The organism is Kribbella sp. ALI-6-A, assembly GCF_001984195.1.
Lineage (GTDB): Bacteria > Actinomycetota > Actinomycetes > Propionibacteriales > Kribbellaceae > Kribbella.
The window spans coordinates 325,088-346,801 of the sequence record NZ_MTQN01000011.1; the positions used below are offsets into that span (position 1 = coordinate 325,088).

The window sequence follows — 21,714 nt, forward strand, 5'->3', positions numbered from 1 at the left end:
CGTCCTCCCTGTCCGGTGGACGGGGATTTCAACGACTACGTGGAGGTAGCGAGTTGAGGTTCACGCTTCGGCGAGGCCCTTCCGGGCACCTCTCGGCGTGCGCTGACGGCCCGTCCGGCCGCGATGTTGACGGCCGCATTCACATCCGCATTCGCCCGATGTCCACAAGCCACGCACCGGAACACCGCTTGGCTCTCGCGGTTTTCAGGTGTGCGGTGCCCGCAGACGCTGCAGGTCTGGGACGTGTACGCCGGGTTCACCTTCTCGACCCTGCCCGCAGCCTTGTGCTCGAGGCGTCGCACGAGCACTCCCCAGGCGTTGGCGAGAATGCCTCGGTTCAACCCGGCCTTCGCGCGGCGGCCGTTGGGGAGGTAGGCGCCTGGTCGGTCAGGGTCAGCAGTCGGCGTCGGGCGTCTGGTCAGCTGAGCGACGCGCAGGTCTTCCACGCGGATGACATCGAAGCGCCCAGCGAGTCCGGTGCTGGTCTTCTCCACCCAGTCCTTGCGTCGGTCACGGGCCCGGGCGTGCACCTTCGCTATCGCGACCTTCTTGCGGCGGCGCCGATTCGAGCCACGTCGGCAGCGGGCAAGGCCGCGCTGCAGCTGCTTGAGCCGCGCCAGCTCGCTCACCGACAGACCGGGACACGACAAGAGTTCTCCCGTGGACAAGGCTGCCGACACGGTGACTCCGCGGTCGACTCCGACGACTTCGCCCGTACCAGGTGCGGAGATCGGTTCGGGAACGACGGCGAAGGCGAGGTGCCAGCGCCCCACCCGATCGCGAGTGATCCGGTAGGACTTCGCACTCGGCACGGCACGGGACAGCCGGAACCGCACCCAGCCGACTTTGGGCACACTGACCTTGGCCCACTTCCGATTGATCTTCACCACCCGGGTTGCCTGGCCGCCGACGATTCGGAACCCCTCCTGCAAGCCTGCCTTGCGCCAGGTCGGCCGCCGATGGGTGGCTGCGTAGAAGTTTCGGACGGCCCGGTCGAAATCTCGGAGGGCCTGTTGCTGCACCGTTTGCGATCCGGCCCGCAGCCAACCGACCTCCGCCCGCGCCTCGGTCAACTGCCGTGCTTGCTCGATATACCCAGGCGTTGCGCCTTTGTCGCGGCTCCACATCGACCACTGCTCGAGCGCCAGGTTCCACACATACCGGGCATGCCTGCACTGCTCCAGCAAAGCAGCCTCCTGCGCGGGGGTCGGATCCATCCGAAACCGAGTCACATCGATCACCCAACCCGGCGGAACCGACAGTTTTCGTCGTCGAAGGAAGGGACCTCTCGTGAGTGAGCAAGTCGAACAGGTGCGCACCGCCGACGTCGAGGTCGAGGCGTCGCGGCTGGTTCGCATCATCGCGGCCGTTGTCCTGATCGTACTGAGCGCCACCTTCCTGGTCGGCGTGTTCGACATCCGCAGCCCGAAGGGGCTGGACCCGCAAGGGCCGCGGTTCTTTCCGCTGCTCGTGACGTCCGCGTGGCTGCTGCTGTCGATCGGCTACCTGGTCGAAGGGCTGCGCGCTCCCCGCCGTACGCCGGAAGCCGGACCCGCTGAGCCCACCGAGACCGGCGGCGGCATCGCCGACCGGAGCTGGTTCGAGCCGGTGGCGATCTCGGCGCTGCTCGTGCTCTACGCGTTCCTCGTCGTACCGCTGGGCTACCTGATCGCGACCGCGCTGCTGTTCTTCGCCGCGGCCCGGGTGCTCGGCAGCCGGCAGGTCGCGCGCGACATCGTCGTCGCCGTCGTGCTGTCGGTCGTCGTCTACATCGCCTTCACCCAGTTCCTCGACATCTCGCTGCCGGAAGGGGTGCTCGGCCTGTGATCCCACTTGCCGTCTTCGGTGACCTGATGCACGGGTTCGGCACCGTGCTCGACCCGATGAACCTGCTCTGGGCCGTGCTCGGCGTGACGCTGGGCATGCTGGTCGGCATCCTGCCCGGCATCGGCCCGGCGCTGACCATCGCGCTGCTGCTGCCGATCACGTTCAACTTCTCCGACCCGATCGGCGCGTTCATCATGTTCGCCGGCATCTACTACGGCGCGATGTACGGCGGGTCGACCACCTCGATCCTGATCAACACCCCCGGCGAGTCCGCCTCGGTGGCGACCGCGATCGAGGGCCACAAGATGGCGCTCAAGGGCCGGGCCCGGGCCGCGCTGGCGACCGCCGCGATCGGGTCGTTCGTGGCCGGCACGATCTCGACCGTGCTGCTGACCTTCGTCGCCGAACCGATCGGCAGCCTGGCCAGCAAGTTCCAGGCCACCGACTACTTCGCGATCACGCTGCTGGCGATGGTCGCGGTGACCGCGCTGGTCGGGCACTCGCTGATCCGCGGGCTGCTGTCGCTCACGGTCGGCTTGTTCATCGGGCTGATCGGCTTGGACAGCCTGTCCGGCGCGCAGCGGTACACGTTCGGCACGTTGCGGCTGCTCGACGGCGTGGACGTGGTGATCGTGATCGTCGGGTTGTTCGCGATCGGGGAGACATTGCACGTCGCGTCGAAGTTGCGCAGCGCGCCCGACCGGCCCGCCGTACTGGAGAAGGGGCGGCTGCGGACCGGCTACCTGAACAAGTCGGACTGGTCGCGGTCGTGGGCGCCGTGGTTGCGCGGGACCGCGCTGGGCTTCCCGTTCGGGGCGATCCCGTCCGGTGGCGCGGAGGTACCGACGTTCCTGTCGTACACGATCGAGAAGCGGCGGGCCCGCAAACGCGCCCGGCGGGCCGGACGTCAGCACCCGGACGAGTTCGGCGACGGCGCGATCGAGGGCGTGGCCGGGCCCGAGGCGGCCAACAACGCGTCGTTCTCCGGGGTCCTGGTGCCGCTGCTCACGCTCGGCCTGCCGACGTCGGCGACCGCGGCCGTGATGCTGGCGGCGTTCCAGATCTTCAACGTGCAGCCCGGGCCGCAGCTGTTCGAGGACCAGGGCACGCTGGTCTGGACGCTGATCGCGTCGCTGTACGTCGGCAACCTGATCCTGCTGATCATGAACCTGCCGCTGATCCAGATCTGGGTCCAGGTGCTCAAGGTCCCCCGGCCGCTGCTGTACGCCGGGATCCTGGTCTTCGCCTGCCTCGGCGTGTACTCGCTGTCCGGCTCGGGCTACGAGGTGCTGATGGCGCTGCTGATCGGTGTGATCGGCTTCTTCATGCGCAAGCTCGACTTCCCGATCGCGCCGGTGATCCTCGGCGTCATCCTCGGCCCGACGATGGAGGAGCAGTTCCGGCGCGCCCTGGTGATCTCCAACGGCGACGGCAGTGTGTTCTTCACCCGGCCGCTCAGCCTGATCATCATCGTGCTGACCGTGCTCGCGCTGTTCGTCCCGTACCTGCCGCGGCTGGTCGCCCGGGTCCGCGGCACCCAGCCCACCCGCGACCGCCTCACCTTCGGCGAGGACGACTGACCCCGGACGTGCACCACCCACCAACCGCCGTTTCCGGCGGTCGCGGCGGCCCGGCTGAGCGTGACGCGCCGGATCCGCGAGCGCTTGGTGGGTGGTGCAGGTCCGACCTGATGGGAGAGTGTGAGTTGTGAAGATCCTCGTCGGCTACGTGCCCACCCCCGAAGGAGAGGCCGCGCTGACCGCGGCCGCCGCCGAAGCCGAGCTGCGCGGAGCGGGGGTGCTGCTGCTGAACACCAGCCGCGGCGACGCCTACATCGACAGCCGCTACGCCAACGCCGACGAGCTCGCCGCCGCCGAGGCGAAGCTGCGCGCGCTCGGCGTCGAGGTCACCATCCAGCAGGCCGTCGGCGCCGGCGACGTCGCCGCGGAACTGCTCAAGGCAGCCGCCGCCGAGGACGTCGCCCTGATCGTGCTGGGCCTACGCCGGCGCAGCCCGGTCGGCAAACTCATCCTCGGCAGCACCGCCCAGCGAGTCCTGCTGGAGTCCCCGGTCCCGGTCCTCGCGGTCAAGGTTCCGAGTCCCCGGGACTGACTCAGTCGCGCTGCTGAATGCGGACGATGTTGCCGGCCGGGTCACGGAAGGCGCAGTCGCGGACGCCGTACGGGTGGTCCTCGAGCTCCTGAACGACGTCCGCCCCGGCGGCGCGAACCTGCTCGAAGGTCTTGTCGAGGTCGTCGGCGGCGAACACCAGCATGTAGCCGCCCTTGGCGATCATCTGTTCGAGCACCTTGCGCTCGTCGTCGGTGAGGTCGGCAGCCTCCGGCGGGGTCAGCACGATCGACGTCCCGGGCTGGTCGGGCGGGCCGACGGTGATCCAGCGCATCCGGTTGGCGCCGACGTCGTTTCGGACCTCGAAGCCGAGAACGTCGCGGTAGAAGGCCAACGAGGCGTCGGCGTCGGTGTGCGGGAGGAAGGTCCAGTGGATTGTGAGGTTCATGTCTCGACCGTAGGTCCGGCGGTCCGCGGGGTGCTTCTCGATTCCTGATCGGTTGCCAGGGGGTAATCCGGGTGAGCGATTGGAGTGGGGCATCTAAACTGATCGTTGCCATGCCTGATGCCCGGACCGAGTCGTCCCGTCCCACCCCAGCCACCGGTCCCGCCCAGGACCCCGCGAACGCGACCCCCGACCGCCGACGGCCCCGCCGTCGCGGCAAACGCGGTCGCCCAGCCGGTGACACCCCCGGCGCAGCACGCACGGGAACCGGCTCCGCCGGAGCGGAGGCCGGTGCGGCCGACCGGAGGTCCGGCGCAGCCCAGCGCGGGACCGACGGCACGGGCTCGGGCGAGGCGACCGCCGAAGCGCGGACGGCCTCCGCCGATCGCCGGGCCCGCGGGGCTGAAGTGGACGCCGACGGCGGACCGAGTGTGGCCGAGTTGCTGCCTCGGTTGGAGCAGTTGACGGTTCACGACCGCGAGCAGCTCGGGCGGCGTCTCGAGCGGGTGCGGACGACGCGGGAACCGGCCAAGCGGGCCCAGGCCTTGCAAGGAATGCTCGGCGCGATCGAGCAGGCCGAGCGCCGCGTCGAGCTGCGCCGGCTCGCCGTACCGGAGATCACTTATCCCGAAGAGCTGCCGGTCAGTCAGCTCAAGGACGACATCGCGGCGGCGATCCGGGACCATCAGGTCGTCGTGATCGCCGGTGAGACCGGGTCGGGCAAGACCACGCAGATCCCGAAGATCTGTCTGGAGCTCGGCCGTGGTGTCCAGGGCCTGATCGGGCACACGCAGCCCCGGCGGCTCGCGGCCCGCACCGTCGCGGAGCGGATCGCCGAGGAGCTCGGGACCGAGCTCGGCGACACCATCGGGTACGCCGTGCGCTTCACCGACAAGGTCAGCGAGCGCTCCCTGGTCAAGCTGATGACCGACGGCATCCTGCTCAACGAGCTGCAGCGCGACCGCGACCTGAGCCGGTACGACACGCTGATCATCGACGAGGCGCACGAGCGCAGCCTCAACATCGACTTCATTCTCGGCTACCTCAGGCAACTGCTGCCCCGCCGGCCCGACCTCAAGGTGATCATCACCTCGGCGACCATCGACCCGGAGCGGTTCGCCGAGCACTTCGCCGACGCGAACGGCGTACCGGCGCCGATCGTCGAGGTCTCGGGCCGCACGTACCCGGTCGAGGTCCGCTATCGCCCGGTCAACGACCCCGAGGACCCGAGCACGCTGGAGCGGGACCAGACCCAGGCGATCCTGGACGCCGTCGACGAACTGTCGGTCGAGGCGCCGGGCGACATCCTGGTCTTCCTCAGCGGCGAGCGGGAGATCCGCGACACCGCCGACGCGCTGAACGACAAGTTCGCCCAGCAGCGCGGCCGGCCCGGCGCGGTCGAGGTGCTCCCCCTCTACGCCCGCCTGTCGAACGCCGAGCAGCACCGCGTTTTCCAGCCGCACGGCAGCAGCCGCCGGATCGTGCTCGCGACCAACGTCGCCGAGACCTCGCTGACCGTGCCGGGCATCAAGTACGTGATCGACCCCGGCACCGCGCGGATCTCGCGCTACAGCCATCGCACCAAGGTCCAGCACCTGCCGATCGAGCCGATCTCGCAGGCCAGCGCGAACCAGCGCAAGGGCCGCTCCGGCCGGACCAGCGACGGCATCTGCATCCGGCTGTACTCCGAGGAGCACTTCGAGAACCGCCCGGAGTTCACCGACCCCGAGATCCTGCGCACCAACCTCGCCTCGGTGATCCTGCAGATGACCTCGATCGGGCTCGGCGACATCGCGGCGTTCCCGTTCATCGACGAACCGGACAAGCGCAGCATCACCGACGGCCTGCAGTTGCTCACCGAGCTCGGCGCGATCGAGCCGGCGAAGGCCGGCGAGCGACACCGCCGCCTGACCCCGGTCGGCCGCCAGCTCGCGCAGATCCCGCTCGATCCGCGCCTGGCCCGGATGATCGTCGAGGCGGACAAGCACGCCTGCGTCCGCGAGGTGATGGTGATCGCCGCGGCGCTGTCGATCCAGGACCCGCGCGAGCGCCCGACCGACGCCGAGGCCCAGGCCACCCAGGCGCACGCCCGGTTCCGCGATCCGAACAGCGACTTCCTCGGCTACCTGAACCTCTGGAGCTATCTCAAGAAACAGCAGAAGGAGCTGTCCGGCAACCAGTTCCGCCGGATGTGCCGCAGCGAGTACCTCAACTACCTGCGCGTCCGCGAGTGGCAGGACATCTTCGCGCAGCTGCGCCAGGTCGCCACCCAGATCGGCGTCACACTGAACAGCGGCGAACCGGCCGACCCGCAGAGCGTGCACATCTCGCTGATGTCCGGCCTGCTGTCCCACCTGGGCATGAAGGACCCGGCCAACCAGCACCAGTACTTGGGTGCCCGCGGCACCAAGTTCGCGATTTTCCCCGGCTCCGGCCTGTTCAAGAAGCCGCCGCAGTTCGTGATGGCCGCGGAGCTGGTCGAGACGTCGCGACTCTGGGCCCGGGTGAACGCGAAGATCGAGCCCGAGTGGGCCGAGGACCTCGCCCAGCACCTGATCAAGCGCAGCTACTCCGAGCCGCACTGGGAACGCAAGGCCGGCGCCGTGATGGCCTACGAGAAGGTCACCCTGTACGGCGTACCGATCGTTGCCCGCCGCAAGATCAACTACGGCGCGGTCGACCCCGAGGTCTCCCGCGAGCTGTTCATCCGCAACGCGCTGGTCGAGGGCGACTGGGACACCCACCACAAGTTCTTCCATGCCAACCGCAAGCTGCTCGAAGAGGTCGAGGAGCTGGAGGAACGGACCCGGCGCCGTGACCTGCGGGTCGACGACGAGACGCTGTTCGCCTTCTACGACGAGCGGCTCGGCCCCGAGGTCGTCACCGGGCGGCACTTCGACACCTGGTGGAAGAAGGCCCGGCAGCGCGATCCCGATCTACTGGACTTCGAGCGGTCGCTGGTGGTCCGCGAGGGCGCCGAGGTGCGCGAGGAGGAGTTCCCGCTCACCTGGTCGCAGAACGGCATGACCTTCGACCTGACCTACGCCTTCGAGCCGGGCACCGACGCGGACGGTGTGACCGTGCACCTGCCGCTGCTGGTGCTCAACCAGGTGAGCGCCGACGGGTTCGAGTGGAGCGTTCCCGGCTTCCGCGAGGAACTGGTGACGACGCTGATCAAGTCGTTGCCGAAGGCCATCCGGCGCAACATCGTGCCGGCCCCGGACCACGCCCGCCAGGTGCTGCCCCACCTCGACCCGTCGTCCGGTCCGCTGACCGACGCGCTGGCCCGCGAGCTGCGCAACCTGCGCGACGTCGTGATCGAGCCGTCGGACTGGGACTGGAGCCGCGTCCCGGAGCACCTGCGGATGACGTTCCGGGTCGTCGACGACAACGGCAAGACGGTGGCCGAGGGCAAGGACCTGGCCCGGTTGAAGGAGCGGCTGAAGCCGAAGACGACGGCCGCGATCTCCAAGGTCGCGTCCAAGGCGGTCAACGGGCTCGAGCGCACCGGGCTGACCGACTGGACGATCGGTGACCTGCCGCGCAGCTTCTCCGAGCATCGCGCCGGGCTGACCGTCGCCGGCTACCCGGCCCTGGTCGACGAGGGCAAGACGGTCGCCGTGCGGCTGCAGGAGAGCGAGCGCGACCAAGCCGCCGCGATGTGGGCCGGCACGCGCAAGCTGCTCCTGCTGACCATGCCGTCGGTGGTCGACGTCGTGCAGAAGAACCTGACCAACCAGCAGAAGATGACGCTGCTGGCCGGACCGCACCGCAGTGTCGGCGACCTGCTGGACGACGCGATCTCGGCGGCGATCGACCAGTTGATGGCGGCCGCCGGAGGCCCGGCGTGGAACCTGACCGCGTTCTCGATCCTGCGCGACGCGGTCCGCTCGGACCTCGCCGACACCGTGCTGACGATTTTGCAGCAGGTCGAGCAGGTGCTCGCGCACGCCCGCACGGTCGACAAGCAGATCTCGCGGTCGTCGAGTCCGGCGCTGCTGGCCGCGCTGTCCGACGTCCGCGGTCAGCTCGAGGGGCTGGTGCACCGGGGATTCATCACCGAGACCGGTGCGAAGCGGCTGCCCGATCTGATCCGCTACCTGCGCGGGATCGAGCTGCGCCTGGACAAGATCGCCGCGAACGCGATGCGCGACCGGTCCGGGATGGCGATCGTGCAGATGCTCACCGACGAGTACCAGAGCCGCCTGCGCGCCGTACCGGCCGGCAAGTATCCGAGCCCGGAGCTCCTCGAGGTCCGCTGGATGCTCGAGGAACTCCGGATCAGTCTGTTCGCTCAGACCATCGGTACGCCGTACCCGGTGTCGGACAAACGCATCCGCAAGGCGCTGGCTACGGCGTGACCGGCTGGGACGCCTCGGGCATCGGGGCGTCCAGGAAGCCGAGCACCAGTTCGCGGAACAGGTCGGTGCGGGCCAGGCCGAAGAAGTGCGTGCTGCCGGGCACGACGGCGAGCTGGTGGGGTGGCAGGCCGACGAAGTCGGCGTTCACGTCGCCGCCGAGCAGCTGGTAGACCTTGACCGCGTGCTCCAGCTTGTAGTTGTCGTTGTCGCCGACGGTGATCAGCGTCGGGACGGTGATGCCGCGGATCTGCTCGTCGGTCCACTCCGGAACCCCCTGGTTGAAGGTGCCGAGCTTGTCGAGCAGGGTCTGCAGGTGCTCCAGGTCGGGGTGCGGCGACTTGGCCAGGTAGTCGGCCTCCATCGGCGTCCCGGCGATCATCTCGACCTTCATCTCGCCGACCGCGGAGTTCTCCGGCCGGTCGCCGGCGTGCTGGAACGTCGCCGACGAGATGATCGCCTTGCGGATCAGCTCGGGATGGTCGATCACCAGGTGCTGCGCGACCGCGCCACCGACGCTGAAACCGAACACGTCCACCTGCGGTACGCCGAGGTGCTCGAGCAGGCCGACGACGTCCGAGGCGAGGTCCGGGCAGGTCAGCAGCCGGTCGATGTCGTTGGTCCGGCCGTGGGCCTGGAAGTCGGTGGCGATCACCTGGCGGGTCGCCGCGAGGTGCGGCAGCAACTCGCCGAACTGCAGGTCGATGTTGAACAACCCACCGTGCAGCAGGAGCAACGGCGTACCACCCTCGCCGTGGATCTCGTAGTACATCTCGAGCCCGTTGACGTGGGCGTAGCCGGTGGTCTTCTCGGTCACAGCGTCTCTCCCCTGGTCGGTGGGCCCCCAGTATTGGGTACCGGGGGCCCACTGACTCCGGTTACGGATAGTTGGTGACGTAGCGCTGCTGGGTGGCGGCGTTGGCGGTGCCGCCGGTGTTGTTGATGACGTTGCTGATCGTGCCGACGCCGCCGAGCGAGACCGAGACCAGGCCGTGGAACCGGACGCCCGGGGTGTCGGGGACCTCGAAGGAGCGCGACACCACGATCGACGGGTTGGTGTTGAAGAACGAGTAGCTGCCGACGCCCCACGCCTCGTGGTTGGTGACGCCGTTCGCGACCTTGTACGCCGCCCAGCCCTGGGTGCCGGGGCCGCTGGACCAGCCGGCCTGGTTCGGAACGTCGTACGGGAACTCGTTCTGGAAGAAGTACGTGCGGCCGTTGTTGCCGTTCCAGAGCACCTCGTACTGCTGGTAGTGCTCGACGAACAAGCCGTACATCGTCACGTTGTTGCCGTTGACGACGAGTCCGTTGGCGGCGGTGTTGACGTCCCAGCCGATGCCCTCGCCGTGGTCGCCGCGCCACAGCCAGAGGTGGTCGCCGATCACGTTGTGACTGTTCACCCGGACGCTGACGGTGGCCTTGCCGGCGTGCGCGCCGCCGATCCGGGCGTAGACGTCGTGCAGGGAGGTCGGGTTGGCGGCGTGGTTGGCGTTCGAGCCGGCCGGGCCGACCTCGATCAGGACCGGCGAGTTGACCGGGCCGGCGTCGACCAGGAAGCCGGCCAGTTTCACGCCGTCGACGTCCGCGACGGTGATCGCCGCCTGGCCGGTGTCGGGAATCAGCGTGGCCAGCCCGAGGCCGAGCACGACGGTGTTGGGCCGGGTCACCCGGATGGCGTCGTTGAGGTGGTAGATGCCCGGGGTGAAGAGCAGGTGCTTGCCCTGGTCGAGCGCGGCGTTGATCGTGGCGACCGGGGCGCCGGGCTTGACCACGTAGAAGTCGGCCAGGCTGATCGACGTACCGGCGGCCGGGCCGTTCGACCAGCTGGTGCCGCTCGTGTTGTTGCGCAGCGCCGGGACGAACACCTTGTAGTTGCCGTCGGCCCCGAAGTAGAGGAACGGCTTCTCCCGGATCTGCGGGGTCTGGCCGACCACCGTGTGGGACGGGTTCGGGAAGTTCTGCGGCGGGGCGCCGTTGACGCCGACGAAGACCATGTTCCAGACCGAGCCGGCCCAGCCGTTGCCGAACTCGGAGTTGCGCGACAGCCACTGCTGCTGCGAGCCGGAGACCACGCGGCCGTCGATCTTGGTGTCGGCGAACAGGCCGCCGCTGGCCCAGCCGTCACCGCCGTTCCAGAGCTGGATCTCCGGCGCGCCCTTGAGATGCATCCGCCGGTACGGCGCCGCCTGCGAGACGGCCCAGCGCTCGATCTGGCCAGGTGGTGTGGTGACGGCCAGGTTCTCGGCCGAGCGCCAGAAGTTCTGGGTGGCGTTGCCCAAGTTGTTCGGGTTGTCACCCTGCTGCAGCCAGTCGGCCTCGACCCGGACGTGGCCGTTGAGGTTGACGTCGTCCGGGGACAGGCCGAGGCCGGCGACCTGGGTGTAGAAGCCGAGGTTGACGTCGGCGGTGTAGGTGCCGGGCTTCCAGAGCGCGGCGTACCGCTGGGTGCCGAACTGGTTGGTGTGCATCTCGGCGGCAATCTGGTTGAGCTTGTTCTGCATCTCGGCCTGCGGGGTGCTCGGGCTGAAGACCGAGACGTTCGGGCCGAAGTCGGGGTTGCGCGGATCGGTCGGCGGGATCACGGGCCCGGAGCCTGTGTCGGTGCCGCGGACCGCGACCTCCCAGAGCGAGTAGCCGTAGCCGGTCGCGCGCTGGGTGCCGGTGATCCGCAGGTAGCGGCCGGTGCCGGCGACGTCGAGGGTCTGGTTGCCGCCGGTACCGGTGGTCGTCGCGTAGACCTGGCTCCAGTTGGAGGCGTTGTCGGACACCTCGATCCGGAAGGCCTTGCCGTACGCCGTCTCCCAACTGAGGGCGACCTGACAGATCGGCCGGCTGGATCCGAGATCGATCTGCAGCCACTGGGGATCGGAGAACGCGCTCCCCCAGCGGGTTCCCGGATTGCCGTCGACGGCGGCCGCGGCCGGGACACCGGCGTTCTCGGTGGACGACGCGGTGGCCGGGCGGCCTTGGGCGAGGTTCGCCGTACCGCAGACGGCGGCCTGGTGGTCGACCGCCGCGTCGGCCTCACCAGAGACGACGAGGGCGGTGGCCAGCAGGAAACCGGTGGACACGAGCGCGAGAGACCGGCGCAGGAGCACCGGAGAGCGCGTGCTGAAGGACATGGGCGGGACCAATCAGACGAGGAACAGGGCGGGTGAGAGAGCGCTCTCTCAGAGAGTGACCGGCGCGCGACCAGCTGTCAAGGGAACGTTCCCCGAGCGTGGTTCCGGAACTCGGCGACTACGGTTCTGGAAGCGGGGTGGTGCCTGGTCAGGTGGTTGGTGCGTCGCCGAGCAGGCCGCGTTGGTACGCGATGGCGACCGCCGCTGCCCGGTCCTTCGCCTCGAGCTTGGCGTAGATGTGCAGCAGGTGCGTCTTCACGGTCGCCTCGGTGATGAACAGCCGGCCGGCGACCTCGCGATTCGTGGTCCCGCGGGCGATCAGCGCCAGCACCTCGAGCTCGCGGGGACTCAGTTTCTGGTGCTCCGGCGTCGCGGTCCGGCGGGTCAGCGCGCCGGCGACGGTCGGCGAGAGCACGCTCTCTCCACGGGCGGTGGCCTTCACCGCGCGCCGCAGCTCGGTCCGTGGAGTGTCCTTCAACAGGTAACCGGTCGCCCCCTCGTCGATCGCCGCGAGTACCTCGGCGTCGTCGTCGAAGGTGGTCAGTACGAGGACGCGCACGTCCGGCTGATGTGCGCGCAGTGCGCGAATCAGGCCAGCGCCGCTGAGTCCGGGCATGCGCAGGTCGAGCAGTACGACGTCTGGCGCGAGCCGCCCCGCGAGCGCCAACGCTTCCGAGCCGTCCCCCGCCTCGCCGACCACCTCGAACGCCGCGTCAGCCTCGAAGATCCCGCGCAACCCGTCGCGAACCACCGGATGGTCGTCGACGATCAGCAACCGGATCACTCCCGCACCTCCGCGACCGGCGGGATCACCGCAACGGTCGCGGAGATCGCCGTACCGCGGCCAGGTGCGGATTCGACGACCAGGGACCCCGCCAACCGCGCGACCCGCTGCCGCATCACCACCAATCCGAACGATCCGGCTCCCCCATCGGATCGAGGGACGAAGCCGCGACCGTCGTCATGGATGTCAAGGGCAACTACATCGTCCAGGTAGGAGAGCGTGACGACCACCTGGGTCGCGGCGGCGTGTTTGGTGACGTTGGCCAGCGCCTCCTGGGCGACGCGGAGCAGCGTCGCCTCGACCTCGGGATGCAGTGCCAGCGGATCACCCGTCACGGTGACCGTGGCAGGCACTCCCCCGGCAGCCGACCAGTCGGCGGCGACCTTCTCCAGCGCGGCGGTGAGATCGCTGTCCTGCAAGGGTCCTGGGCGCAGCGCGTGGATCGATCGGCGGGCTTCGGCGAGGCTTTCGCGGGCGAGACCGCCGATGGCCGACAGGCGAGTCCGGGCCGTCGCGGGATCGTCCTCGGCAGCTTCGGCCTGGGTGACGATGCCGGTCAGCCCCTGCGCGATCGTGTCGTGGATCTCCCGCGCCAGCCGCTGGCGTTCGCCGAGCACTCCCGCCTCGCGAGCGCTGGTGAGCAGGCGTGCCTGGAGCTCGGCGTTCTGCTCGGCGAGGGCCGCGAGTTCGGCGCTGGTGCGGCGGAGGTCGGCAATGAGTTGCCGCCGCTGCTCGGACTGGTCGGCGATCTCGGTGAACAGCAGTCCGGTCGCGGAGGCGATCAGCACCGCGACGAGAAACGACGCGATCAGATCACCGGTGCTCTGGCCCGATGACGGCCGAGCCAGCACCAGTACGGCGGCGGTCGCGGCGACCCCGGCGTACGCGAGCTTGCCCGGGAGGACCGTGAAGATCTGCAGGAACAGGCCGACGCCGGTGACGGAGAACAGCGAGTCGGCATGAACCAGTACGCCGAGGATCGCGAGCATGCCGACCAGATAGACGACGGCCAGTGGTCGCCGTGCCTGGAGGCGGTCCGGGCGGTAGAGCAACGCCATCCAGGCCAGGGCAAGCACGCTGACGACCAGGATCATCGGGCGCCAGTCGCCGAGCAGCGCGAAGGTCGCGGGCAGGAGCAGGAACAGATACGGCAGAACCGGCAGAGCGCGCTCCCACGCCGGTACTTCGCCGGCGTCGGCTCGCAACTGGGCGACGGCCGGCTTGCTCATGCGCGGAAGACCCGGGCCGCGAGTGCGGTCGTCGTCACGCTCATGGCCGCCATGACGATCAGGGTAGTGGCGGACAGCGGCTGTCCGGACCAGGCGGCGCGGATCGTCTCGACCACCGGCGCCATCGGGGTCCAGTCGCCGATCGTGCGCAACGCACCCGAGGTCAGCTCGCGCGGGATCATCGCGCCGGACACGAACACCATCGGGAAGAACAGACCGAGCCCGAGCAAGGTCGCGCTGCGGTTGTTCGGTACCAGCGCCCCGATCAGCAGGCCGACGCCGCCGAGACTGGTCGCGCCGAGCAGCCAGGCGAGCAGCACCGTGGCGACGTTCGCCGGTGCGGCCAGATCGAAGGCGAGGACGCCGATCGCCACCAGCACCGCCGTACCGGCAGCGGCCAGGACGAGATGGGCGATCCACTGCGCGCCGAGCAACAAGCCGGGCGCGGCCGGGGTGGCACGCAGGCGCTTGAGGATCCCTCGTTCCCGGTACTGCGCGATCGTGCTCGGCAGGACCACCAGCGCGGCCAGGCCGATCACGAACACGGTCAACATCGGCACGTTCGCGTCGATGTCGCGTACGCCGCCCGGCAGCGAGTCCGAGCTGCGCATCTTCACCCAGAGCAGCACCGCCGGGAACGCCAGCGCGAAGAACGCCGACGACGGGTCTCGCACGATCAGCCGAAGCTCAACGACGACGACTTGCAGCAGGCCTTTCACGACAGCTCCTCTCCGGAGAGCACCAAGTACGCGCTCTCCAGCGACTCCGTGGCGGTCCGCGCCACCAGCTCGGCGGGACTCCCACCGGCAACGACCCGGCCGTCGGCGATCACCAGGACCTGGTCGCAGAGCGCCTCGGCCTCGTCCATGAAGTGCGTCACCAGTACGACGGTGAGCCCGCGTTCGCGTAGCGCCTTGAGCATCGTCCAGGTGGTCCGGCGGGCGACCGGGTCGAGCCCGGTGGTCAGCTCGTCCAGGAACACGATCTCCGGATCACCGACCAGCGCGAGCGCGACGAACAACCGCTGCTTCCATCCACCCGACAGGCTTGCGAACCGGACCCGCTGCTTGTCCGCCAGATCCCAGTCGGCCATCACCGTTCGCCAGTCGCCGCCGTCGTACAGGGCGGCGTACAGGCGGAAGGCTTCGCCCACCTTCAGAGCGTCGGGGAGCGCGGACTCCTGCAGCTGGACGCCGATCCGTTGCTGGAGCTGTCGGCGTTGGGTCCACGGATCCATGCCGAGCACTCGCAGCTCGCCACCGTCGCGGGACCGCAGCCCGGACATGCACTCGACGAGCGTCGTCTTGCCGGCTCCGTTGGCGCCGGCGATACCGAGGATCTGACCGCGCTCCACCCGGAGCGAGATCCCGTCCACCGCGACCTTCGACTGGTAGTTCTTCCTGAGCTTCTCGACCTCGATCACTGTCATGCTTCGAGGCTCCCGTCCGGCGGCCCGCCCGGCATCAACCGATCGGTGGACTGCTCGGCGTCAGGGGACGAAGGCGCGCTGGGCCTGGTGGCGGAACGTCCGCGGCGAGACCTGGTGGGCCGCGGTGAACCGGCGGGTGAAGTACGACTGACTGCTGAAGCCGCAGCGGCGGGCGATCTCGGCGATCGGCGAGGTGGTTGCCGCTAGCAACGATGCAGCCTGCTCGAGCCGGAGGTCGGTGACGTAGTCGGTGGGCGTGGTGCCGTAGGCGGCGCGGAGGGAGCGCGAGAGATGGGCGGGACTGACGCCGGCGAGTTCGAGCAGGCGCGGGACGCCGCCCCGCAGGTTCTCCTCGGCGCGCATCGCCGTACAGGCTTCGGTCAGCCAGGCGGGCGCCGTGTTGCCGGCGCGGGCCGGCAGTTCCTCGGGTGAGACGAGCGGGAGCAGGTCGATCCAGAACCGGAGCAGGTCGTACTGGGCGGGCTCGGCCTGGAAACGAGAGAGCGCGTTCTCGAAGATCTCGATCGCGGCGGCCGGGTCGTGCGGGCGAAACGTCACCGGTTGGCGGGCGGCGTCCCAGCTGCCGGTCGGGTTGGTTCTGGTCAGGTTGAGAAAGCCCTGCCAGGCCGAACTCGGGAACGCGACGTTGACGAACTCCAGACCGTCCGGCGCGCCGCCGCGGATCGCGTGCCGGTCGCGCGGCCGAACCAGCACGACGTCGCCGGCGTCCAACGGGAGCGTGCCGGTCGACAGCAGGTGCTCGCCGTGACCGGAGACGACTCCCATCAACTCGTGGAAGTCGGCGTGCGTGTGCAGCTCGGAGTCACGGGCGCGCGCGGCGAACCGCACCCGCGCCGCGTGGTACGGCCGGCCGAGCGCCGACCACTCGAATCGCAAGACCTGGCTCACCTCAAGAGAGTACAAGTTCCCGTCAGTGCACTGCTAGCGCTCGGCACTCCGGCCACGGACGATCGGAGCACGGCGACCCGAAGGAGCACCCGATGACTTCCGTGGCAGACAACGACATCGGCGCGCAGGCTGTCGCGGCGTACCAGCGGGACGGGTACGTGGTGTTCCGCAACGTGCTCGATCCCGAGCTGATCAAGGAAGTGAACGACCACGTCGACTGGCTGCAGGCCCGGCATCCCGACGTACGGCCGGAGCAGCTCGGGCACGTGTTCCTGCGCGACGACCCGTTCTGGATCCGGCTGGTCAGCGATCCCCGCCTGCTGGAGATCGCCGCGCTGTTCGTCGGGCCGGACCTCGCGCTGTTCGCGTCGCACTACATCTCGAAGCCGCCGTACTCGGGTCAGCCGGTGCTCTGGCACCAGGACGCGGCGTTCTGGCCACTGGACCCGATGAGCGTGGTGACGCTGTGGCTCGCGGTCGACCACTCGACGCCGCGCAACGGGTGCGTGCGGGTCATCCCCGGCAGTCATCGCTCACCCGTGGCGGCGATGCGCGACATCACGAGTGTGGAAAGCGTGCTCGGCAAGGAGATCGCGGTCGAGGTGGACGAGTCGCAGGCGGTGGACATCGTGCTCGCCCCCGGCGACGTCGAGGTGCACCACCCGAACATCGTGCACGGCAGCAACGCCAACACCTCGCCGGACCGGCGGTGCGGACTGACGATCCGCTACATCCCGACCTCGACCCGGATCACGGATCCCGAGGTCCCCTACCCGAGCGCCTTCCACCTGCAAGGCTCCCCCGGTGTCAACAGCTACCAGCCCCGGCCGCGGTACGTCGAGGGTCGCCACTACCCCTTCGCCGGTCGCTCGGAGTGGATCTGACCCGCTGCCTCACCCGCGGTCGCCGCTGGCATGATGGCGCCGTGCCCACCGACACCCTGACCGTGATCGCCGACGCGTTGCGGGCCTGGCTCGAGCCGGACCGCGTCGCGTACGTCCGCACGACCCCCGGCAGCTTCACGATCGACGACGGCGAGGTCACGGTCGAAGTGGCGATGGACGGCCAACGCCTGGTGGCGCGCAAGAGCGTGCGCGGCGCCCACCGCGCCGTGGTGATGGCGTCCGGCGATCCCGCCGATGTCGACCGCTTTCTGACGATGACGTACGCGAGTGGGGTTCGAGCGCGTCGCGGGCTCAGCCGGCTCCGTCCACTCAGGCCGGCGAGCAGCACGCCGGGCAGCATCGCGCCCGGGTTCGAGCTGGTCGGCGACCTCGACCGCGGATTCGAGTTGATCTCGCCCGGGACGGACGGCGAACGGCGGCGCTACTTCGCGAGCGACATCGAGGCCGCCCGTTTCTCCTACTACGCGCAGCTCGACGCCGGCGACCTTCGTCGACGAGTGCTGCGCGCGTCGGACGACCTGCTCGACGAAGCTGTCGAGGTCTGAGACGGCCGGTTCCCGCCCATCCCCCTGCTCACATCGAGGAGACGTTCGTGCTGGAAACGGTGACGGCCCAGTTCATCCGATCGGCCACGCAGTTGCCGCCGGACACGCTGGCCCGAGTGGTCGACGAGGCGCTGGCGCGGTGGCGGCACGGCGGCCGGGAGGCGAGCAAGGCCACCAAGATCCTGTCGGCGCCGGAGTACTCCGCGATTGATCACGCGGTCCGGTCCGCGCTCCTGCCGCGGGCGGAGGAGCTCGACACGTTCCGCAAGCAGCTGCACTCCGACGCCATCGGTACGACGCAGATCGCCGCGCGGGCGGTGCTGAAGCGGACGCGCATCGCAGAGGAGCATCTCCGGGTGCTGGTGGAGCCGTTCACCGCAGCGGGAGTTGCGACACCACCGCGGGACGTCTAGCCGCTGGACCGAAACGGCGAACCGGCCGTGGTCCACATGGACCACGGCCGGTTCGAAGGCCGGGCGGCCCTGCCGGCCGCGCTGGAGCAGCGCTACTCCAGGCAGATCCGGAACGGGTGCCCGGCCGGGTCGGCGTAGACACGCCAGCCGCGCTCGTTCTCCGCGGGCGGGGCGTCCACCGGGTCGAGCGGCTCGGCGCCGAGCGCGACGACGGCCGCGTGCCCGCTGGACAGGTCCTCGACGATCAGGTCGAGGTGGAGTTCCTGCGCTTCGGTTCCCGGCCAGGTGGCGGGGACGTAGTCCTCCGAGCGCCGGAAGGAAAGCGTCGGGAAGCCCAGCGTCGACCCCGGCGCGCTCAGGCTGCGCCAGTCGTCGTCACCGTGCTCGTCGATCTCCAGACCGAACAGCGTCGAGTAGAACCGGGCGAGCTCGAGTGGGTCCGGGCAGTCCAGCACCACCGAGCCGAGCCGCCCGGCGGTACTGCCCGGCTGCTCTGCCACCTGCGTCATCTGTCCTCCAGCTTCCTTGTCAGGAGTTGGGCCCGTCCTGGTCAGAAGGCCCGGCCAACCATGACAGGTCCACCGCCCTGTGCGCACCTTTCGACACGGATGGTTTCCACGTCAGGCTGATCCGCACTCGCGACGCGGGAGACGAACCTGGCAGAGTGCGCCCATGACCGTGCCGCCCGCCGCGTTCGTGAAGCACCGGCTCGACGCTCCGCCGGGATTCTTCGAGGTCGAGGCCGCCGGACTGCGGTGGCTGGCCGTACCCGGTGGCGTCCCCGTGGCCCAGCCGCTCGACGTCACCCCCACCAGCCTGACCACTCCGCACCTGGACACCGTGCCGCCGACAGGTGCAGCAGCCGACGAGTTCGGCCGGCTGCTGGCCGTCACGCACGACGCCGGCGCCCGCTGGTACGGCGTACCGCCGGACGGCTGGCCGACCGACGGCTTCATCGGCACCATCGAACTGCCGCACAGCCTGGAGCCGCTCGACGCGTGGGGCGCGTTCTACGCCAACCTGCGGCTCCGCCCGTACCTGCGCGCGGCGTACGACGCGGGCACGATCGACAGTCATCACCTGAAGGTGTTCGAGCGGCTCTGCCACAAGCTGGAGGGCGGCGCGTACGACGACCCGGCGGAGCGGCCCAGCCGGCTGCACGGCGACCTGTGGTCCGGCAACGTCGTCTGGTGCCCGGACGGCGTGCACCTGATCGACCCGGCCGCGCACGGTGGCCACCGGGAGACGGATCTGGCCATGCTCGGCCTGTTCGGCATGCCGCAGCTGGAGCGGGTGCTGCGCGCCTACGACGAGGCGCACCCGCTCTCCGACGGCTGGCGCGAGCGCGTCGCCCTGCACCGGCTGCACCCCCTGCTGACCCACCTGGTGATGTTCGGCGCCGCCTACGCACCCCGTGCGCTGGCCGTCGCGCACCACTACTAAAGAAGACAGTCGTCCGAAATCTTGACTCGGGCTGTGAGCGGACGAACACTTCCGGTCATGACACGACTCGCCCGCCCCCGTCGTCAGGTCGTCCTGGCCGGTCTCGCCGCAGCCGCCCTGCTGGCGTCTCCACTCCTCGCCACTTCTCCAGCCGCCGCCGAGCCCGCGGAACAGCAGCAGCCTGCTGCGAGCACCGCTCCGGCCTTGATCCCCAAGCCCGCCAACCAGCAGGCCCTGCCCGGCCAGACCTTCACGCTGCAGCCCTGGAGCCTGATCGGCGTCGAGTCGAGCGCCAAGGAGAGCCGCGCGGCTCGCAAGGTCGCCGACGGGCTCGCCGGGCAGCTTCGCCGTTCCACCGGCTACCCCCTCCGGGTGATTCCGGCCCTGCCCGGCCTGGTCGACGTGAAGCTGTCCACGAACGGCCCGGCGTCGCTCGGCGCGGAGGGCTACCAACTGCGCGCCGACCGCTCGGCCCTGAGCATCGTCGCGGCCACGCCGGAAGGCCTGTTCCGCGGCGTGACCACGCTGCGGCAGCTGCTGCCCGCCAAGGCCGAGGCCAAGACCCGCCAGGCCGGACCGTGGCGCATCAGCGGTACGGCGATCGCCGACTCGCCCCGCTACGGCTACCGCGGCGCCATGCTCGACGTGTCGCGGCACTTCTTCTCGGTCGCGGAGGTGAAGCGCTACATCGACCTGGCCTCGCTCTACAAGCTCAACAAGCTGCACCTGCACCTGTCCGACGACCAGGGCTGGCGGATCCAGGTCGACAGCTGGCCGCGCCTCACGACGTACGGCGGCAGCCTGGAGGTCGGAGGAACGCCCGGTGGCTCCTACAGCAAGGCCGAGTACGCCGAGCTCGTCCGGTACGCCGCCGACCACTTCATGCAGGTCATCCCCGAGATCGACACCCCCGGTCACACCAACGCGGCCCTGGCGTCGTACGCCGAGCTGAACTGCGACGGCGTCGCTCCCCCGCTCTACACCGGCACCAGCGTCGGCTTCAGCTCGCTGTGCGTCGGCAAAAACCTCACCTACGACTTCCTCGGCGACGTGTTCCGCGAGGTGGCCGAACAGAACCCCGGTGACGTCCTGCACCTCGGCGGCGACGAGGCGCACTCCACTCCGCACTCCGACTACCTGACCTTCGTGCCGAAGGCGGCCGCGCTGGTCACCCAGCAGGGCAAGCGGGTGATGGGCTGGCAGGAGATCGCCGAGACACCGCTCCCGGCCGGCAGCATCGCGCAGTACTGGGGAACCGACGACGCCCGCTCCCGCGAGCTGGCCCGCAAGGCCGCGGCCCAGGGCGCCCAGGTGGTGCTGTCCCCGGCCAACCGGGCCTACCTGGACATGAAGTACAACGCCAGTACGCCGTACGGGCTGAGCTGGGCCGGGCTGGTCAGCGTGCAGAAGTCGTACGACTGGAACCCGTCGACGCTGATCCCGAACCTGCCGGAGAGCGCGATCGCCGGCGTCGAGGCGCCGCTGTGGACCGAGACGCTGGACGACCTGGACAAGCTCGAGTTCATGGCGTTCCCGCGGCTGCCGGGCATCGCCGAGCTGGGCTGGTCCCCGGCGTCCGCGCTCGACTGGACGACGTACGCCGACCGGCTGGCCGGTCAGGGCTCGCGCTGGGACGCGCTCAGCGTGAACTTCTACCGCGCGCCGGAGATCGCCTGGCGGTGACCTGCTGATTCGCCTGAACTACTGACCAGGGCCCCGGAGACCGCTCTCTCCGGGGCCCTGTCCGTTCCCGAGAACGCGATCGAGCAGCCAGGCCGCGTCCTGGTCCAGGTCCTGCTCGGCGACGACCACAGCGGCCAGTCGGTCGCCGTCGGCGAGCTCCAGCCGGTACACGTAACGGTCGGGCTGCGGGCGGCCCGTGCCCGGCGGCCGCTCGGTCAGCCGTCCGGCGACAGCCTCCAACCGGTCGGCGTCCGGCTCGGCGGAGGTGTCCAGTTCGCCACTGGTCCGCAATCCGGCGAAACCGCCGCTGCGGCTGACTTTGAGAAACACCGAATACTCCCCGGGTCGTGGTCTGCCCAAACCTTCCCGGAGCCATCGGATTCTGTCCAGGTCCGCGCGACACGCCGACGAATTCGAACCTGCCGCGAAGGCCATCACCCGGCGTACAGGACGCGATGTCCGACCTTGTCGCCGGACCGAAAGGCTCGCAGCTCCGGGCGCCGGGACGAATCAGCAGGTCGCCGGGGGTTTCGTTGTCTCCGCACGCTCCGA

The 21,714-nt window shown here is 69.7% G+C and carries 20 protein-coding genes; 9 read left to right on the forward strand and 11 right to left on the reverse strand.

Annotation, left to right across the window (positions count from 1 at the left end; genetic code table 11):
- Nucleotides 1-35: 35 nt before the first annotated feature.
- Nucleotides 36-1,217: an RNA-guided endonuclease InsQ/TnpB family protein gene (locus BWI15_RS22070; RefSeq protein WP_237771406.1), complete on the reverse strand. Its 1,182-nt coding sequence runs from the start codon at nucleotides 1,215-1,217 to the stop codon at nucleotides 36-38.
- A gap of 73 nt (nucleotides 1,218-1,290) precedes the next feature.
- Between BWI15_RS22070 and BWI15_RS22075 the strand changes: the two genes are divergently transcribed.
- The 3 genes from BWI15_RS22075 to BWI15_RS22085 all read left to right on the forward strand — a co-directional run bounded on the left by BWI15_RS22075 (nucleotide 1,291) and on the right by BWI15_RS22085 (nucleotide 3,939).
- Entirely contained in the window at nucleotides 1,291-1,827 is a 537-nt protein-coding gene (locus BWI15_RS22075; RefSeq protein ID WP_077016374.1) for a tripartite tricarboxylate transporter TctB family protein, read from the forward strand.
- Nucleotides 1,824-3,407 carry a tripartite tricarboxylate transporter permease gene (locus BWI15_RS22080; RefSeq protein WP_143465770.1) on the forward strand — a complete coding sequence of 528 codons (1,584 nt, stop codon included), beginning with the start codon at nucleotides 1,824-1,826 and terminating at the stop codon, nucleotides 3,405-3,407. Before BWI15_RS22075 ends, BWI15_RS22080 begins: the two co-directional genes overlap by 4 nt.
- A 127-nt stretch (nucleotides 3,408-3,534) precedes the next feature.
- Complete coding sequence (locus tag BWI15_RS22085) at nucleotides 3,535-3,939, forward strand: universal stress protein (RefSeq protein ID WP_077016375.1); 405 nt, start codon at nucleotides 3,535-3,537, stop codon at nucleotides 3,937-3,939.
- 1 nt (nucleotide 3,940) lies between these two features.
- Here the strand turns inward: BWI15_RS22085 and BWI15_RS22090 are convergent, their stop codons facing one another.
- Nucleotides 3,941-4,345, reverse strand: a complete 405-nt coding sequence (locus tag BWI15_RS22090; RefSeq protein ID WP_077016376.1) for a VOC family protein — start codon at nucleotides 4,343-4,345, stop codon at nucleotides 3,941-3,943.
- A 110-nt stretch (nucleotides 4,346-4,455) separates the two neighbouring features.
- Between BWI15_RS22090 and hrpA the strand changes: the two genes are divergently transcribed.
- Nucleotides 4,456-8,703 carry an ATP-dependent RNA helicase HrpA gene (hrpA, locus tag BWI15_RS22095; RefSeq protein ID WP_237771407.1) on the forward strand — a complete coding sequence of 1,416 codons (4,248 nt, stop codon included), beginning with the start codon at nucleotides 4,456-4,458 and terminating at the stop codon, nucleotides 8,701-8,703.
- Here the strand turns inward: hrpA and BWI15_RS22100 are convergent.
- From BWI15_RS22100 to BWI15_RS22130, 7 genes are all read right to left on the reverse strand, one after another.
- Complete coding sequence (locus tag BWI15_RS22100; RefSeq protein ID WP_077016378.1) at nucleotides 8,693-9,517, reverse strand: alpha/beta fold hydrolase; 825 nt, start codon at nucleotides 9,515-9,517, stop codon at nucleotides 8,693-8,695. The two genes, hrpA and BWI15_RS22100, sit on opposite strands and share 11 nt — an antisense overlap.
- A gap of 61 nt (nucleotides 9,518-9,578) precedes the next feature.
- Nucleotides 9,579-11,822 carry a discoidin domain-containing protein gene (locus tag BWI15_RS22105; RefSeq protein WP_077016379.1) on the reverse strand — a complete coding sequence of 748 codons (2,244 nt, stop codon included), beginning with the start codon at nucleotides 11,820-11,822 and terminating at the stop codon, nucleotides 9,579-9,581.
- Between the two features lie 148 nt (nucleotides 11,823-11,970).
- Nucleotides 11,971-12,606 carry a response regulator gene (locus BWI15_RS22110; RefSeq protein ID WP_077016380.1) on the reverse strand — a complete coding sequence of 212 codons (636 nt, stop codon included), beginning with the start codon at nucleotides 12,604-12,606 and terminating at the stop codon, nucleotides 11,971-11,973.
- The gene (locus BWI15_RS22115; protein WP_077016381.1) at nucleotides 12,603-13,835 is read right to left on the reverse strand and encodes a sensor histidine kinase; all 1,233 of its coding nucleotides are present in this window, start codon (nucleotides 13,833-13,835) and stop codon (nucleotides 12,603-12,605) included. Before BWI15_RS22115 ends, BWI15_RS22110 begins: the two co-directional genes overlap by 4 nt.
- The gene (locus tag BWI15_RS22120) at nucleotides 13,832-14,554 is read right to left on the reverse strand and encodes an ABC transporter permease (protein ID WP_077016382.1); all 723 of its coding nucleotides are present in this window, start codon (nucleotides 14,552-14,554) and stop codon (nucleotides 13,832-13,834) included. The genes BWI15_RS22115 and BWI15_RS22120 overlap by 4 nt, the downstream gene beginning before the upstream one ends.
- The gene (locus BWI15_RS22125) at nucleotides 14,551-15,264 is read right to left on the reverse strand and encodes an ABC transporter ATP-binding protein (RefSeq protein WP_077016383.1); all 714 of its coding nucleotides are present in this window, start codon (nucleotides 15,262-15,264) and stop codon (nucleotides 14,551-14,553) included. Before BWI15_RS22125 ends, BWI15_RS22120 begins: the two co-directional genes overlap by 4 nt.
- A 60-nt stretch (nucleotides 15,265-15,324) precedes the next feature.
- A complete protein-coding gene (locus BWI15_RS22130; RefSeq protein WP_077016384.1) occupies nucleotides 15,325-16,173 on the reverse strand; it encodes a helix-turn-helix transcriptional regulator in 849 nt (282 codons plus the stop codon).
- Nucleotides 16,174-16,265: 92 nt separating this feature from the next.
- Between BWI15_RS22130 and BWI15_RS22135 the strand changes: the two genes are divergently transcribed.
- Genes BWI15_RS22135 through BWI15_RS22145 form a run of 3 tightly spaced genes read left to right on the forward strand, consistent with a single transcriptional unit; the run spans nucleotide 16,266 to nucleotide 18,036 of the window.
- The gene (locus BWI15_RS22135) at nucleotides 16,266-17,057 is read left to right on the forward strand and encodes a phytanoyl-CoA dioxygenase family protein (RefSeq protein ID WP_077016385.1); all 792 of its coding nucleotides are present in this window, start codon (nucleotides 16,266-16,268) and stop codon (nucleotides 17,055-17,057) included.
- 41 nt (nucleotides 17,058-17,098) lie between these two features.
- On the forward strand, nucleotides 17,099-17,623 hold the full coding sequence (locus tag BWI15_RS22140; protein ID WP_077016386.1) for a hypothetical protein: 525 nt from the start codon (nucleotides 17,099-17,101) through the stop codon (nucleotides 17,621-17,623).
- A 47-nt stretch (nucleotides 17,624-17,670) separates the two neighbouring features.
- The gene (locus BWI15_RS22145) at nucleotides 17,671-18,036 is read left to right on the forward strand and encodes a hypothetical protein (RefSeq protein ID WP_077016387.1); all 366 of its coding nucleotides are present in this window, start codon (nucleotides 17,671-17,673) and stop codon (nucleotides 18,034-18,036) included.
- Between the two features lie 92 nt (nucleotides 18,037-18,128).
- Here the strand turns inward: BWI15_RS22145 and BWI15_RS22150 are convergent, their stop codons facing one another.
- Nucleotides 18,129-18,545: a VOC family protein gene (locus tag BWI15_RS22150; RefSeq protein WP_077016388.1), complete on the reverse strand. Its 417-nt coding sequence runs from the start codon at nucleotides 18,543-18,545 to the stop codon at nucleotides 18,129-18,131.
- Nucleotides 18,546-18,708: 163 nt separating this feature from the next.
- On the opposite strand from BWI15_RS22150, the gene BWI15_RS22155 reads away from it, so the two are divergent.
- Together BWI15_RS22155 and BWI15_RS22160 are read left to right on the forward strand one after the other, a co-directional pair.
- Nucleotides 18,709-19,479, forward strand: a complete 771-nt coding sequence (locus BWI15_RS22155) for a fructosamine kinase family protein (RefSeq protein WP_077016389.1) — start codon at nucleotides 18,709-18,711, stop codon at nucleotides 19,477-19,479.
- A gap of 57 nt (nucleotides 19,480-19,536) precedes the next feature.
- Nucleotides 19,537-21,162 (forward strand): beta-N-acetylhexosaminidase, encoded by a 1,626-nt coding sequence (locus tag BWI15_RS22160; protein WP_077016390.1) that lies wholly within the window; start codon nucleotides 19,537-19,539, stop codon nucleotides 21,160-21,162.
- 18 nt (nucleotides 21,163-21,180) lie between these two features.
- Here BWI15_RS22160 and BWI15_RS22165 read toward each other — a convergent pair whose 3' ends face one another.
- Nucleotides 21,181-21,492 (reverse strand): protealysin inhibitor emfourin, encoded by a 312-nt coding sequence (locus BWI15_RS22165; RefSeq protein WP_077016391.1) that lies wholly within the window; start codon nucleotides 21,490-21,492, stop codon nucleotides 21,181-21,183.
- Nucleotides 21,493-21,714: the final 222 nt, after the last annotated feature.